The organism is Oscillospiraceae bacterium, from assembly GCA_034925865.1.
Classification (GTDB): Bacteria; Bacillota; Clostridia; order Oscillospirales; family SIG627; genus SIG704.
In genome coordinates this window covers 1-16,765 of sequence record JAYFRN010000037.1, presented here as the reverse complement: position 1 = coordinate 16,765, position 16,765 = coordinate 1, and the positions used below count along the sequence as shown (strand labels likewise).

Genomic DNA, 16,765 nt, shown 5'->3' with positions numbered 1-16,765 from the left:
AATCAGATGATTTTGTCAATACTTTTTTCTGGAAAGCAGCACTAGATTTTGTTTTCCGAAAGCAAGGCTTTCAATTCCGGACAAAGGCTCCTCTCTATTCCTTCCGGCTCCGATTATCCGTGATGTCACCTTTATTTTAAAGCTGCGTTTTCCTTCTGAAAGCTCGAAAAACATAGCGCCGTACAACCCTTTTTTACAGGATTTATTTTCTTCTTGAATCAAGACGCAGATTTTATTGAAATATGTAATAAATTCCGACGCGGCATGCTCAAAAAGAGTATTGAATTCCAGAGCTTCCGGATATGTTTCCTCCACCTTCGGCGTCCGCACGGTATATCCGCGTGTTCCATCCGGCCTTCCTCGGCGGCATTCTTCGACAAATACATGACCGGCAAGGCTTCCGCGCTGTTTTACGGTATCAGGCGGCAAAAGCTGCGGAGGCAATGTGTGATATGCGTCTGGTTTCGTTTTCATATTGTATTATATTCCTTCCGTATATAATATGACAGCATATAATCGATTTTATACAAATTAAACAATACATTAATTGCTTTTACCAATACCGCGCAGAATATTATTAACGCGTAGATATTCAAATAATAAGCGGCAAAACGGGAATATTTATCAAATATTCATAAAAAGTCTCATTTAAAATATAATATAACTCACTTTTTGATATTGACATTTTATCCTGTTTCGATTAGAATTGAATGGTATGACAATATATGAAAGGATGCCGCCGGATCTTTCCTTTTGCGGCGGCAGGAAGGTATTTTAACACAATGGCATTATTGAAGGTTACGCCCGGTAAAGATAATAAGACCGAACTCAGGCTCAGCATACCGAAAGCGGATTTTGACGCGGCGGTATCGGCGGCATATAAAAAGAACGTCGGCAAAATAAATGTGCCCGGCTTCCGTAAAGGCAAAGCTCCGAAAAGTATAATTGAAAAAATGTATGGTAAGGGATTCTTTTATGAGGAAGCCCTTGACAAGCTGCTTCCTGGCGTTCTCACCGATGCTCTCAAGGAATCCGGTATTGAAGCGGTTTCTCGCCCCGACATAGAACTTGGCGAGATCGGAGACGAAGGCGTTGAAGTAATAGCCAATTATTTCGTAAAGCCCGAAGTTATTCTTGGCGAATATAAAAACATCGAAACCGAAAAGATCATCCGTGCCGTGTCAGACGAGGATATTGCCCTTGAACTTGAAAACGCAAGACAACGCAACGGCCGCACAATTGAAGTAAGCGACCGCGCCGCACAGTCCGGCGACACCGCTGTAATTGATTATGAAGGCAGTGTAGACGGTGTTCCGTTTGACGGCGGAAAAGCCGACGGACATCATCTTAAGCTCGGCTCTAACAGCTTTATACCGGGATTTGAGGATCAGATTATCGGTCATTCCATTGGCGACAGCTTTGACGTAAATGTGACGTTCCCGGAGGAATATCATGCGGAGGAGCTTAAAGGCAAAGCCGCTTGTTTCAAAGTGACCCTCAACGGCATAGAATATACTGAGCTTCCTGAACTTGACGATGAATTTGCCAAGGAAGCATCAGATTTTGATACACTCGACGCATACAAAGCCGATATTAAGGCTAATATACAGAAGAGATATGATTCTCAGAGCGACAACGCGTTTGAAAACGCGCTTCTTTCCAAGCTTGTCAGCGGCATGACCGCGGATATTCCGGCTTGCATGATCGACGACGAGGTTGAACACCTCTACAACGATTACACATACAGAATGCAGTCTCAGGGCATCAGCCTTGACATGTATCTCAATTATACCGGAATGACCGCCGAAAAGCTCAAGGAAGAATTTCGTCCTCAGGCAGAGCGTTCAGTAAAAGTCCGTCTTGCCCTTGAAAAAATCGCAAAGCTCGAAGACATTGCTATCGGCGACGGGGAGACTGACGAAGAATACGCACGTCTCGCTTCCGAATATAAAATTGAGGACGAAAAGGCGAGAGAATACTTTGATAGAGAGCTAGTAGCTAACGATCTTAAAATATCAAAAGCTCTCAAGCTCGTCAAGGACTCCGCAAAAATTAACGAAAAGCCCTTTGAGCCGCATTCTCACGAATGCGATGACGAAAACTGCGGATGCCACCACGGCGAGGATCACGACCACGAATAATCCTGAATTAAAATATATGTTTAAAGGAGATATATTATGCCGCTGATTCCAACAGTAATTGAACAAACAGGAAAAAGCGAACGCGCATATGACATATATTCGCGTTTACTGAACGATAGGATAGTATTTCTTGCGGACGAGGTCAATGACTACACTGCAACTCTCATCGTTGCTCAGCTGCTTTACCTCGAAGGCCAGGATCCCGATAAAGACATAAACCTTTACATCAACAGCCCCGGCGGCTCCATATCCGCCGGCATGGCCATTTTTGATACGATGAATTATATAAAATGCGACGTATCCACCATTTGTATCGGCATGGCCGCGAGTATGGGGTCCTTTCTGCTCGCCGCCGGCGCAAAAGGAAAGCGCTTTGCTCTTCCGAACTCGGAGATATTGATTCATCAGCCTCTCGGGGGTATGCAGGGGCAGGCCAGCGATATTAAAATTCACGCAGAACATATCATCGCCATAAGAGAAAAAATGAACAGAATTCTGTCCGATATAACAGGAAAGCCGCTCGAACAGATAATACGCGACACCGACCGCGACAACTTCATGACTGCCTCTCAGGCGATGGAATACGGTATCATAGACAAAGTCATCGAAAAACGCGCTTAAAGACAGCGCATATAGGAGTTTAAATGGCAACCCAAAATAACAAAAAGCGCCCCGTCTGTTCATTTTGCGGCAAAGACGGGAAACAGGTGAAAACGCTTATTCCCGGACCGGACGATGTATATATCTGTAATAACTGTATAGGTATCTGCCAAATGATCCTTGAAGATATGAACGGTAAATCACGCATTTCCGGAAAGCTGTCTCTGGAAACTCTGCCAAGACCCAGGGCAATAAAAGAATCGCTTGACGAATATGTAATCGGCCAGGATAACGCCAAAACAGCGCTTTCGGTAGCCGTTTACAATCATTACAAACGAATCCTTCAAAAGAATAACGACGATGTCGAAATCTCAAAGAGCAATGTTCTTTTGCTCGGTCCCACAGGCGTCGGAAAGACATATCTCGCCCAGACGCTTGCAAAGACTCTCCGCGTTCCGTTTGCGATTTCGGATGCCACCACGCTCACCGAAGCAGGATATGTCGGCGAAGACGTCGAAAACATTCTCCTTCGCCTGATACAGGCGGCTGATTACGATATCGACAGAGCAGAAATGGGAATAATTTATATCGACGAAATAGATAAAATTTCCCGTAAATCTGAAAACCGGTCAATTACCCGCGATGTCTCCGGAGAGGGCGTTCAACAGGCGCTTTTGAAAATTCTCGAGGGCACCGTGGCCAACGTTCCCCCTCAGGGCGGACGCAAGCATCCCAATCAAGAATTCATACAAATCAATACAACCAATATTCTATTTATCTGCGGCGGAGCTTTCGACGGAATCGAAGAAATCATCGAAAACCGGCATGGAAAGCAGGGAATCGGATACGGCGCAAGCGTTCTCAGCAAAGCTCAGAAGGACGAAAAAGGAATCCTCCGGGAGGTTACATCACATGATCTGGTTAAATACGGACTTATCCCCGAGCTTGTCGGTCGTCTTCCGGTTCTCGTTTCGCTTGATCCGCTTGATGAAGCGAGTCTCGTCAGAATTCTGGCGGAGCCGCGCAATTGCCTCGTAAGGCAATATAAAAAGCTGCTTGAGCTTGACGGAGTCGAATTGGAATTTACCCCCGACTCGCTTGTGCAGATAGCCCGCATAGCAAAAGACCGCAAAACCGGAGCGCGTGGACTGAGATCCATATTGGAAGAGTTTATGCAGCCTGTCATGTATGAAATTCCGGACAGATCGGACGTCGTGAAGGTCATTATAACTCAGGATGCGGTAAAACGCGAAAGCGATCCGCAATATATTTTCGGCCTTCGCCAAAAGCCTTCTCCCGAACCTCAGAAAGCCGTCGGCTTCGGCAATAACGATTGAATTTTATGTGTTAAGCTTGTCCGGAGGGCTTTTTTTGTTAAAAAGTCCCTCCGGGTTTTTAAAAAGCTTATATTCTGAGCAAAATATATCAAAGTTATTAAAAGCGAAATAAATCAAAATTATTATTATCCGAGATCAATTCTTATATTTTTTAATTTACTGTTATAATTATTGTTGATTTTTTCCGCCGATTTATGTTATAATATGCTTGTTCCACGAAGGAATTATGCTCCCAGAAGGGAGCTCGTTTAGCAAGCAAATAATTATTGAAGCTGCACGGCAATTTTTATTTTGATTTTATTTGTTTTATTTATATCTGATCAGCTGCCATGAAGGCGCGTGTCTCTTGATAGAGAGACCTTGCTTTCACGGCTTTTATTTTTGCCCGAAGGGAGATGGCATCAATCGCACAATTGATTGTCGGAAGCGACATAAGCTATTCCTACGAATATGACTCAAGTGTAAAACCCGCGCTCGAAAATGTGAATATTGAAATCAAAAAGGGAGAGCTTGTCGCGATACTCGGTCAAAACGGAAGCGGAAAATCAACGCTTGTGAAGCACTTCAACTCTCTGCTCCGGCTTCAAAACGGAAAGCTGACCATATCCGGGATCGATGCGAGCGATGAAAACGGGATATGGCAGCTGCGACGCAAATGCGGTATGGTTTTTCAGAACCCGGACAACCAGTTTGTCTCCTCGGTTATCAATGACGATATTGCGTTTGGACTCGAAAATTACGAAACTCCCAGGGAGATCATCCCACAGAAGGTTGAGGCCGCGCTTCGTCTTGTAGGAATGGAGAGCTTCAATGAACGCTCTACGCATTCATTATCGGGCGGTCAGAAGCAGCGAATTGCTCTAGCGGGGGTGCTTGTCCTCGATCCTGATATAATAATATTTGACGAAGCAACGGCCATGCTCGATCCGGAGGGCAGAGACGAAGTGCTTGATATGATTCGCCGGCTTCATAAAATTGAACGCAAAACCGTAGTTATGATAACGCATTATGTCGAGGAAGCTGTAATAGCCGATACCGTCTGGCTCATGGACGGCGGAAGAATTCTTTCTCACGGTTCTCCGCGCGAAATACTATCAGATGCCGGGCTTATGAATAATGCCGGACTTATTCCTCCGGTTGCTGTGCGGCTGTATTATGATCTGAAGGCAGCGGGAATTGATCTCGGACGCTGTCCGCTGACAAATGAGGAGCTGACGGAGGAAATATGCCGATTGCAATTGAAATAAAAAATGTCTCTTTTTCCTACATAACCGATGCCGCCGGTCTTATAAAAGCTCTGTCCGATATCGACCTTAAAATAGAAGACGGCGAATTTGTCGGGATCATGGGGCGTTCCGGCTGCGGAAAAACCACTCTGATACAGCTCATAGCCGGACTTCTCGTCCCGGATAAAGGCGAAATTCTTGTTGACGGAAAGGATATAAACTTAAAAAGCTATAACAGAAGCGAGCTTCGCCGCAAACTGGGGCTTGTGTTTCAATATCCGGAATGCCAGCTTTTTGAAACAACCGTTGAAAAAGACGTCGCTTTCGGACTAAAACACAGCGGATTGGCAAAATCAGAAATTAATGACCGTATCAAATGGGCAATAGAGAAAATGGGATTTGAATTTGAAAAAGTTCGCCTTCAATCACCTCTCGCGCTGTCCGGAGGTGAAAAACGGCGTATTGCGATTGCCGGTGTCCTTGCGGTAAAGCCGGATATTCTTATATTCGACGAGCCTGTTGCCGGACTTGATCCGCTCGGCCGAGAAGCTTTTTTGAAGCTTGTATCGGAATTAAACCGCGAAGGCACAACTGTAATAATCGTGTCTCACAACGCGGATATGCATGGGGAGTATTCCAGGAGACTCGTCATTCTGGAAAACGGGCATATTGCCGCGGACGGAGAAACAAAAGCAGTATTTTCGGATGCAGACACAATGAAGAAGCTAAAGCTTGGCGTCAGCACCCCCCGGCTGATCGCTGACATGCTTATGCAGCGCGGGTTTAAGCTTCCTGCGGACACCATCGGTTACAACCAGCTGCTTGAAGCGTTAAAATCAAAGCTCAAGGGCGGTGATTAGCGTGAGCTATATGCCTGCAGGTCAATATATCCCCGGTTGTTCCCTACTATACCGCCTTGACGCCAGAATAAAGCTCGTCGGAGCATTTTTTTTGCTTGCCGCGGTCATTGCTTCATCAACTCTATGGAGATACCTTTTTATCATTTGTATATTGTCGGTCATACTGTTATTATTGAATCTGCCAATTACAGTTACCTTAGGCTCAGTACATAGAATGTGGCTGTTTTTTCTCGTTATCTTTCTCATGAACGCATTGTTTTTTGATTCCGCAGATCGCATATGTTCGTGGTGGATATTTTCTTTGTCACACGGCGGTCTGGTACAGGGAGCAAACGTGGTGCTCCGCGTTATGCTTATAATTATAATAAGCAATATATTTACCTGCACGACAGATACCGCGGAAATAACCTTTGCGCTTAATAGCCTTATCAAACCGCTCAAGTTTATCCGTGTGCCTGTGGAGGATGTGGCGATGATAATCAGCATAGCCATACAATTCATTCCGACGCTGCTTGAAGAAACAGATACGATACGAAAGGCACAAACTGCGCGAGGAGCACGTTTCGAAAGCAAACGCCTTTTGGAAAAGGCCGCAAGCATAACTCCTCTCGTCATTCCGATTTTTATTTCCGCGTTTCGGCATGCGGACGAGCTGTCTCAGGCAATGGAGGCACGCGGATATCGCAACGCCCGCAACCGCACCCGTCGAAAACGCGAGCCGCTTCATATGAGAGATTATGCTGCGCTTGCGGTATGCACTTCGGTATTTGTGATTCAAATTTCAGTTTTATAATAATTTATTTCAGGAGGAATTCAATATGAACAAAATGTCTTATATCAAACTCTCTATTATAACCGCGGTATGCATCGCTTTATGTGTCGTACTGCCGATGGCCTTTCACGCGATACCGGACGCGGGAATCATTTACAGCCCTATGCATATACCGGTGCTGCTTTGCGGCCTGATCTGCGGCTGGCAGTTCGGACTGCTTTGCGGCTTAACAGGTCCTCTTCTCTCAAGCCTTATCGCCGGTATGCCGCCGATGGCATATCTGCCGCCGATGTTGATCGAGCTTGCGATATACGGACTTATCGCCGGAGCTATGATGCTGCTTATACATACAAAGAAGCATTATATTGACATATACATAAGCCTTATTACCGCCATGCTTATCGGACGCGTAATCGCCGGAGCGGCAAAAGCGCTTATATTTACCGCGGGAAAGTATTCTATAGAAACATGGACCGCAAGTTATTTCATTACCTGCTGGCCCGGAATCATTATACAGCTTGCGCTGATACCCGCGATAATTTTCGCGCTTGAAAAAGCAAGACTTATTCCCTCGCGTTATCCAAAGCAGATATAAAGCTTTTACAAAAACTTATTCAGGAGCAATTATGGATTTCGGTGAATATCTGACAAATCAGCTGATTAAACACCCCTCGATGCAGCCGCAGGATATCGTAAAGCTCTGTTACCAAGCCGCCTTCGGAGCCGAGCATCTGCTGACTGATGCAGACGCGGCGCAAAAGTATTTTGATAATGAGTACGATTCCGTATCGGAAAGCGACGGCGAGCTGTATGAACAAATTTCACAGGATGTATGCCGTATAAACCTTCCGGTATGGAAAGAGCAATGCATGCCGCGTGAATGGCTTTTTCGTATGTTTATGATGAGTTCTTCAACTGTGAAAAGCACCGAAACAAGCTTTATTCGTTCTCTTGATACGGTGCAGGAGCTTGTAACGCGGGGCGTGATACCCATATCTCCGGAAAAATGGCTCACCTTCAGAAAGCGGTATGAGGAAAACGGTATATGTGCCATCCATCACAGCGATATATACCGGCAGAAAGAGCATCCGGCATACCGCATAGTGTCAGGATATTTTATGCGTATAATTCCGCTGCTCGTCAAACTTGCCGCGCTGCCGGAAAAAGCCGGAGCAAATGTCATCGTGATAGACGGACGAGCCGCCGCGGGAAAAACGACAATTGCCGAGCAGCTCCGCAATATACTTGGCGCTGGGGTTGTTCACATGGACGATTTTTTTCTTCCGCCGGAACTGCGCACCGAGGAAAGGTTTTTACAGCCGGGCGGTAATGTCCATTACGAAAGATTCGCCTCAGAAGTCCTTCCGAAGCTTTCTTGTGAAGAAGCTTTTTCATATCGAAGCTTTGACTGCGGCCGGATGACGCCCGGAGAGCTTCGTAATGTAAGCGCATCAAAATGGCGCATAGTCGAGGGGTCGTACAGCTTTCATCCGTCATTCAGCGATTACGCGGATTTATCTGCGTTTTGCGATGTAGATAAAGACGAACAGCTTGAGCGCATCCGCATACGCTCAAAAAACAGCGATGAACTGTTTGAAATGTTTAAATCCCGCTGGATTCCGCTTGAGGAAGAATATTTTAAACAATGCTCCGTAAAAGAAAGAGCGGATATTGTTATATAATGCCCGCTGAATAATGCCGTTATCGAACGGCATAGGTTTTGGCAGTAGAAAAACCAGTCAAAGTATCCATTGATTGCCGCCTGCGCGATCATTGTTTTCATATTTTCTGTGCTTTACTGTCATATGTGTTTTATGATTGTTCAGCAGGTATTATATAAATAAGATGTTGTCAAAGCTTTCTTATTGAAATTGCTTCTTTACGGAGAATAATAAAATGCTGCTTATAAACATGACTGTCTGTAAATAGCATTTTTTATAGAGGGGCATTTTGGGGGATCAGGGACTTTTTCGTAAAAAAGTCCCTGATCCCCTATCTCTCATTCCTGGCAGCTCGCGAGACGGTAAAGAGATGCGTAAACGCCGCCGAGCTTGATAAGTTCATTGTGGGTGCCGGATTCGGCTATTCCGTTCTCTCCGAGAACGAGAATCCTTTCGGCATTTCTGATTGTGGAAAGCCTGTGAGCAATGACAAATGTCGTGCGGTGCTCGGCCAGCTTCTCAAGCGATTCCTGCACCACGCGTTCGCTTTCGTTGTCAAGCGATGAGGTTGCTTCGTCAAAGATAAGCACCGGCGGATTCTTTAAAAATACACGCGCAATGGATATCCTCTGCTTTTGTCCGCCTGAAAGCTTCACTCCACGCTGACCGATATCAGTTTTATATCCGCCGGGTAGAGTCATTATGAAATTATGCGCGTTTGCCTTTTTCGCAGCCTCTATAATTTCATCATCAGATGCACCGGGGCGGCCGTATCTGATATTTTCCTCAACAGTACCTGAAAATAGATATACATCTTGCTGAACAATTCCTATGTTGTCGCGAAGGCTTTTAAGCGTAATATCGCGTATGTCCCTGCCATCAAGCAGTATACAGCCTTCGGTTACGTCGTAAAAACGCGGTATCAGGCTGCAAAGCGTCGTTTTCCCGACGCCGGATGGTCCGACAAGAGCGACATATTCTCCAACCGAAACGTAAAGATCAATATCTTTGAGCACCATCGCATTATTGCTTTCATAATGGAATCCTACATTGTGAAATTTGACGGCTCCGTCCGCGCGGCCGATTTCAACCGCGCCGGGTTTATCCTTTATCTGAGGATCGACATTGAGTATTTCGAGAAAACGTTCATAACCCGTCGCTCCGTTCTGAAACTGTTCGGTAAAATTGATAAGCTTTCTGACCGGTTCGGTGAAATTGTTTATATATAGCAAAAACGTGATAAGATCAGTTACATCTATGATTTTCAAAGTGATAAACACCGTTCCGGTCGCTATAACCGCAATGTTAATAAACGATGTAAACGCTCCGAGCCCGGCGTGATATATGCCCATGTAATAATAGCTGTCTTTCTTGCTTTCAAGAAAACGGTCGTTGCCTTCCGTGAACTTCCTTTGCTCAATATCCTCATTCGCGAATGACTTGACGACCCGTATACCGGACAGATTGTCCTCGATGCCGGCGTTTATTTCGGCGATCCTCTCCCGATTGCGTTTAAATGCGCGCTTCATCTTAATATTGTATTTGACCGCAAACAGAATCATGAAGGGAATGACCGCGAATGCAACTGCTGCGAGGTTCGCGTTTACGGAGATCAAAATAACAAGCGAACCAAAAAGCTTTATTATAGATATGACGATATCCTCCGGCCCATGGTGAAAAAGCTCACTTATTTCAAAAAGGTCGTTTGTAATACGTGACATAAGGCTTCCGACCTTTCGGTCATCGTAAAATGAATTCGGCAGCTTTTGAAAATGCGCGAATATCTCCGAACGCATATTGTATTCCATTTTCGCGCCCATCATATGACCGTAAAATGCCATATAGAAGTTGCTGTAGCATTCCACGAGGATCAGACCGATCATCAGTGCGGAAAGCATGATGATCGTCTTAAGAGCTTCGCTCTCCGGGCGAAAAATGACATCGGATGTTATGTATCTGATGACAAGCGGTATCATAAGGGACACCACCGCTCCCAGAAAAGCGAAAAACATATCGGAGGTAAACAGTCCGAGATACGGTCTGTAATAAGAGATAAATTTAATCCATTTGCTCCTGGGCTTGTTTCTTTCTTTTTTCATTTTAAATTGAAGCGGCGCCCGCTTCTCCTTTGCTGTAGTTTTATCTTTGTTTTGTGAATATTGTAAAATCCGCGCGGCCGCCGGAAAGACCGGAAGCCGCGCATTCATTTATTGGGGCATGGGTAATTGAAATGAACATCAGAATTGATATTGTTATAACATATTTTTCAAATACCGTCAAGCTTTTCCGCTTATGTATTCATAACTATTACCACGAATTATTCATACTGTAATATAATTCGATTTTTATTAAACGGTAATTAATTAATCCTTGTTTTGTATGAGAGAAAATCCCGTATGCCAGAGCATTTTCTCTCTCAAAGTGGTTATTAAATGCCGAGTTATTAAAACGGCAATTAAATAAGTCTTGTTTTATTAGAGAGAAAAGTCCATATACAAGAACTTTTCTCTCTTTTAACGGTAATTATTTAATTGCCGAGTTAATAATAAATAATCCCGCTTTTATAAGAAAAAGCTTTAGTCTTCGGGCTTTTCTCTATATGACAAGCAATATTACTAGATTGACATTCAATAAATCAGCTTTTTAGATATAAATTCTTTCATATCATTAGAAGACACAAGAGCATATCCGCCGGATATAATAACTCGCTCACCGGCGTTATTTCCCGTAATTCTGTCGAAGGACTTCGGAACCAATTTATCTGATTCTCTCTTAAACGTGTATATTCCAAGATAATTATCACTTGTACTGCTTGACCAATTAACGACAGTTATATTTTCAAAATTTTCGTCAATATAAATACTGTCGCCTTCATTTATATATTCTGTCAAATTAAAAGTTTCATAAGGAGATGTGATTTTTGTATATTCAAGATTTGTATCATCTAATAGTATCAGATAATCCCCTCGCGCACAGTATAAGCTTTTACCGTTTTTAACCAACCAGTTTGTGCCTGTTTCGGTATTAAACACGCCATATCCGATTGACCATTCCCATCCATATATACTGTATACGATATATTTTTCTGATATTACGCCAAAAAGCCTTGCGGCGGTTGACCCCTCTACAGTTATTTCAACCGGAATACCCTCATATAACACCTTTTTTTCACCGTCGGATATTCTCGTAGCATAAATTGATCCGTCGGAATCACGCTCTGCAACCCATCCTCCGGCTTCAATTTTTGTGGGGATGTTATATATTTCACCATCTGCCATATCGATTAATTCAGGTTGTGCATTAATAAGTGAAGGATTAAATGAACCGTCATATTCAAGGCGGTAAGTTTTATTCAAATTGCCTTCAGAGGAATGCATTGATATTATAATATATATATAACCATCAATTTTTTTATATATTTGATATGATACTCCAGTTATTGTATAATCATTATCATTAATCTTAAAGTGTTTTTCACAAAAACGGTTATTCTCAATATTGTAAAACAACAGCGTCAGATCGGTATAACAATCGGTAACTTTTTCATTTATTGTGTAATTGCTTTTATTAGCCACTATAATCGGAGCATATGGATATACGTTTGAAATACCATATTCATGACATCTGACTATCACATCATATCCGGCTTTTTTGACCTGTTCCGTCAAATTTGTATTATTCCAGCCTTCTCCATATCCGAGATGATTCTCTGAAGATGCCGGTTCTTCTTTACTGTCATCTATCGTCTTTGCGGATATCAGTTTTAACTCAAGACCGTCGAATTTAAATTCATAATGCATTGTTTTTCTGCCGTAAGTAAAACCGAATCTTGCCGCATATTCACATACCGCGTCGACAGTTATCCGGTTCCCAACAATACCTATTTCGGAAAGCGGTCTGTTCAATACAGTAGAAGCATTTGTGATTTCCAAATGATAACCACTGTCGTTTTGCGTTAATATTGTATAATTATCGCAAAAGTTAATTTTATCCGGTCCGATTTCAAACACTGTTGAAAAACAATCACTGAAAATGCTTTTTATCTCTTGAATAGAAATATTTATCATTTTTCTTGAATTATGTGTATATACTGATATCTTTGCAGGGTCGATTGCAGTTCTTCCGGTCAGATATATAGCAGCGGCAACGGAATTTACATCTGTTTTCAACGGATTCACTGCCGATACATCACCGACAAACATCTGCAGACGATCTGTGAAATTAAGTGCAAGCGTCTTTATTATATCTTCCGGTACTTCATCACCGTCTCTCCAGTACGCCCCAGTGGTTGTTTCGCAGAAATATTTCTTTATTTCATCGCTCTTTCTACCGTATTCATCAAAAGTTATATAATGCACCTCGATGCGCTCAAGTCCGTATGTCCGGCGGATTTTGAAGTTTACATAATACGCGAGTTCTTTTCGTTTATCTGAAAAAACAGCGTTTTCGTCTGCAAATTTAAAAAAGTCAGATGTGATAATTGTATTGAGCTCTTCTGACGATGTCCTCGGTAATCGATACCGCTCAATTACGCAAACATTTTTTAACATAACCGTGTTTATAACATCAAATGTTTCTTCAATATCCTCGCTATCGGACGCATGACAGGTAAATAACTCACTCCTTGCCTCAGGAATTTTTAATGTATAAGTTTTTACAGATCTAATTTTATCATTACTGATATAAACATTGTATTCACCATATGGACTAGGCATAATTCCCTCTATTTTGCTGTTTTCTCCAAGCTGCACTCCCGCAGCGGAAAGCTTTTCGCGCAGCAAAACTTCTGTTAATCCCACAGCTTTGAGTGACTCTTCCAAATTTAGTCTCTTTTCATGATATAAGTCGTAAAAAATCGTATAAACATATTCAGGATTATAATCATAACCATCATTCATCTTTACAAATGTAAAATTTCCATTAATACAAGACCATATGTATGAACTTCGAATCTCACTTCCGTCTCTGTAAGATTTTGCATTTATTATTTTATCTTCTTCATCAATAATATCATTTATTTTTTCATAAGTCGCATCTGATTCAACTTGTAAATGAATCTGAAATCTGTCAAGCGAGAATTTTACACCTCCGTCAAATTCAGAATCATTCTCCGCAAAGAGCATATCAAACTGATTTGTCGTGAGAGGAACGCGCTCCTCCGTTTGTGTTTCGGAGGGAATGCCTGTGTCAGGTCCTGTTTCGACAGAATTCCCTGTTTCAGCAGGGCTTCCTGTTTCAGTTGAATCTTCGGTTTCGAAAGGATTATTGGTTTCCGGTAAATACTCAGTCTCAGGATCTTCCGTATCAGGTGAAGGTTCTGTCTTATGAACAGTCAACGGAGAGATACCGGTTTCCGCTCCGGTTTCGGTAAGCCCGGAGTCAGACGAGGGCTTTTGAGAACATGAAGCGAATGCGATAAGCGAAAAAACTGTTACTGCGCATAAAAGCGCGGTTATAATTCGTGTATTCTTCATAAATGAAATCCTTTCTTATGCGTAAACACTTCTTAAATATATAAATCTGCTAATCTGCTTTTATAATCAACATTCGTTTATTAACTCGGCATTTAAATAATTACCGCTCAAAGAGAGAAAAGACTCTGGTATATGGGCTTTTCTCTCTTATAAAACAAGACTTATTTAAATGCCGTTTAATAATACAGCTTTTTATATATAAATTCCTCTTTGTCATATGAGAAAACCAGCGCATAGCCTCCAGTAAGGGTGAATCTGCAATCATTTTCCTTACCGTAAATTCTGAAATAAGACGTCGGAACACATTTGCCGCTTGTCCTTTCAAAATAATACACCTCAAATAAATAAGCTTTATAACCGGAGCTTTCGGGCGAGACAAAAAAGCGTTTCATTTCCGAATCTATATACACAGAATCATATTCCCAAAGATTGTCTATCAGAAGAAATTGGACAAAAGGAGCTGTGACTTTGGCATACTTAAGTTCATCATTATCCTGCAGAATGATATATTCACCGAATATTTCGTGTAAATACGCACCGCATTCAACCACCCAGTTTTTTTCTGTTTCGAGATTAAACACTCCGAAACCGACCGACCATTCCCAACCGAATATTTGATATATTAAGTATTTTTCAGATATTATGCTGTATAATTGTGCTGATGTTCCTCTTTCTCCATATTTGTACGGAATACTACTGTATAATGTTTTCTTTTCACCGTCAGATTTTCGCGTCGTATAAATTGATCCACCCGAATCTCTTTCTATCACCCATTTTTCGGTTTCTATTATGGAAGTAATGTAATAAGCATTCGAATCCCCTTCGAAAACAATTTTGGGTTCTCCTTCGATAAGCTTGGGATCAGAGGAACCGTTATATTTAAGACAATATTTAATTTTTTGTTCTTCATCTCCGTTTTTTGTGGTTAAAATAATATATAAATAATCGTCATCCGATTTAAGACTATAACCGAGTATATTTTGAATATCTTTCAATTCAATGCATTTCTCAGAAAATAATCCGGTTTCTATATTATAAAACATTAAAGTAACGTTTTTATAATATAATATGAACTTACCGTCCAGTTTTTCTGTAATAGATTTTCCGGCGATAACCGCGATATATGGAAGCGCGTCCTTATTGTTAAACCCACAGTATGCTAATACCTTATCATATCCGGCTTCTTTGATTATAGTACCAAAATCAACGTTTTTCCATCCGTCGCACACTAAATGACGCTCATTATAAGTCCCGCAGAAGCGCGGATCATTATCAAGCACAGCTTTTATTCCGTCATCAGACAATGATATATAAGTTGGGTCTTCATCTGTAAAAACGTCGATTTTTATTATATAAACGTTATATTTGTTATCGGTTGTTGACCGGATGGCGGATAGCGTATATAACCATACTTTATTGCCGTTGTCGAGAGTACAGTTAAAACAACAGCTTTCAATTCTGAATCCACTATTAAATGTAAAGTCATTATATGGTATACTATCGATGCTTTCTGTTGATAGACACGAACCGGCGATGTTTTTATATGCGAGGGCAAAATCGCAGATTTGCTTTTTAAGTGATTCGCTAAAAGAAATATCTTCAGTATTATCAAACACAAGCTCAGCGCGGACAGCATCGTCAAACGATGCATATTTTCCGTCAGGGGATTTTTCAATTAACTTTACTGTAACGGGTTCAGGATCATTAATGGACTTTTCCGTCCTGGCAGATATCAGTTTTAATTCAAGCCCGTCGAATTCAAATTCATAACGCATTGCTTTTTTGCCGTAAGAAAATCCAAATCTTGCCGCATATTCACATACCGCGTCGACAGTTACCCGGTTTCCGATAATTTTTATTTCGGAAAGCGACCTGTTCAGCACGGTGGAGACAGATCCCATACTGAACCTGCTCTTTTCATCACCTAATGTAATATATAAGTTTCCTTCGCTTTTGTATCTTTGATTTTCCTCCGGCAACACAAAATCAATCCCTAAAAGCTCAACGAAAATCCGTTCTGTTTCATAATTGGTAATATTCATTTCTTGTGGGGAATAATACGTTGTCGAGACAGGATCAATTGCTGTTCTTTTACAAAGATACATCGCGGCGGCAATTGAATATATGTCGCATTTCAATGGTCTTTCTGCAGATACATCACCGACAAACATCTGCAGACGATCTGCGAAATTCAATGCAAGAGTTTTTATAATATCCTCTGGTTCTACATCACCGTCTTTCCAATACGCTCCTGTGGTTGTTTCGCAGAAATATTTCTTTATCTCATCGCTCTTTTTTCCGTATTCGTCAAAGGTTATATAATGCACCTCGATGCGTTCAAGTCCGTATGTCCGGCGTATATTATAGTTTACATAATACGCGAGTTCTTCTCGCTTATCCGAAAACACGGCGTTTTTATCAGCAAATTCAAAGAAATCCTTTATTATTTCTGCATTCAATTCGTCCGACGATGTCCGAGGTAGAGCAAATCTCTCGGCAATTACCGCGTCTTTATATGTCGCTTTGTTTGTAACGTCGAACATCGCCTCTTTGCTTTCGTTTCCTGATGCGTGACAGGTGAATAGTTCGCTTCTCGCTTCGGGAATTGTCAGCTTGTATGTATCAACGCCGTTTTCACCGCTACTGACAAAAACATCGTATATTCCGTAAGGGTACGGAACAAAGCCTTCTATT

General features: G+C 42.1%; 13 protein-coding genes. 8 read left to right on the top strand and 5 right to left on the bottom strand.

All coding sequences use genetic code 11. From position 1 onward, the window contains the following. Nucleotides 1-15 precede the first annotated feature (15 nt). Nucleotides 16-474, bottom strand: coding sequence for a hypothetical protein (locus VB118_11445; protein MEA4833215.1), 459 nt, complete (start codon nt 472-474; stop codon nt 16-18). A 308-nt stretch (nt 475-782) separates the two neighbouring features. On the opposite strand from VB118_11445, the gene tig reads away from it, so the two are divergent. From tig to VB118_11405, 8 genes are all read left to right on the top strand, one after another. Continuing rightward, nucleotides 783-2,141, top strand: coding sequence for a trigger factor (gene tig, locus VB118_11440; GenBank protein ID MEA4833214.1), 1,359 nt, complete (start codon nt 783-785; stop codon nt 2,139-2,141). A 36-nt stretch (nt 2,142-2,177) separates the two neighbouring features. Then, on the top strand, nt 2,178-2,762 hold the full coding sequence (gene clpP, locus VB118_11435) for an ATP-dependent Clp endopeptidase proteolytic subunit ClpP (GenBank protein MEA4833213.1): 585 nt from the start codon (nt 2,178-2,180) through the stop codon (nt 2,760-2,762). Nucleotides 2,763-2,785: 23 nt separating this feature from the next. Beyond that, a complete protein-coding gene (clpX, locus tag VB118_11430) occupies nt 2,786-4,078 on the top strand; it encodes an ATP-dependent Clp protease ATP-binding subunit ClpX (GenBank protein MEA4833212.1) in 1,293 nt (430 codons plus the stop codon). Nucleotides 4,079-4,473: 395 nt separating this feature from the next. Then, nucleotides 4,474-5,325, top strand: coding sequence for an energy-coupling factor transporter ATPase (locus VB118_11425; GenBank protein MEA4833211.1), 852 nt, complete (start codon nt 4,474-4,476; stop codon nt 5,323-5,325). After that, nucleotides 5,304-6,164 carry an ATP-binding cassette domain-containing protein gene (locus VB118_11420; GenBank protein MEA4833210.1) on the top strand — a complete coding sequence of 287 codons (861 nt, stop codon included), beginning with the start codon at nt 5,304-5,306 and terminating at the stop codon, nt 6,162-6,164. The genes VB118_11425 and VB118_11420 overlap by 22 nt, the downstream gene beginning before the upstream one ends. A 10-nt stretch (nt 6,165-6,174) precedes the next feature. After that, a complete protein-coding gene (locus VB118_11415; protein MEA4833209.1) occupies nt 6,175-6,957 on the top strand; it encodes an energy-coupling factor transporter transmembrane component T in 783 nt (260 codons plus the stop codon). A gap of 25 nt (nt 6,958-6,982) precedes the next feature. Continuing rightward, nucleotides 6,983-7,531, top strand: coding sequence for an ECF transporter S component (locus tag VB118_11410; GenBank protein ID MEA4833208.1), 549 nt, complete (start codon nt 6,983-6,985; stop codon nt 7,529-7,531). A gap of 31 nt (nt 7,532-7,562) precedes the next feature. Next, nucleotides 7,563-8,618 carry a hypothetical protein gene (locus VB118_11405; protein ID MEA4833207.1) on the top strand — a complete coding sequence of 352 codons (1,056 nt, stop codon included), beginning with the start codon at nt 7,563-7,565 and terminating at the stop codon, nt 8,616-8,618. A gap of 317 nt (nt 8,619-8,935) precedes the next feature. On the opposite strand, the gene VB118_11400 is transcribed toward VB118_11405, so the two are convergent. The 4 genes from VB118_11400 to VB118_11385 form a co-directional block, all read right to left on the bottom strand. Further along, nucleotides 8,936-10,696, bottom strand: coding sequence for an ABC transporter ATP-binding protein (locus VB118_11400; GenBank protein ID MEA4833206.1), 1,761 nt, complete (start codon nt 10,694-10,696; stop codon nt 8,936-8,938). A 40-nt stretch (nt 10,697-10,736) separates the two neighbouring features. After that, nucleotides 10,737-10,877, bottom strand: coding sequence for a hypothetical protein (locus tag VB118_11395; GenBank protein MEA4833205.1), 141 nt, complete (start codon nt 10,875-10,877; stop codon nt 10,737-10,739). Nucleotides 10,878-11,224: 347 nt separating this feature from the next. Further along, entirely contained in the window at nt 11,225-14,071 is a 2,847-nt protein-coding gene (locus VB118_11390; protein ID MEA4833204.1) for a hypothetical protein, read from the bottom strand. Between the two features lie 176 nt (nt 14,072-14,247). Beyond that, nucleotides 14,248-16,765, bottom strand: a 2,518-nt coding sequence (locus VB118_11385; protein MEA4833203.1) for a hypothetical protein, incomplete at its 5' end; no start/stop codon positions are given.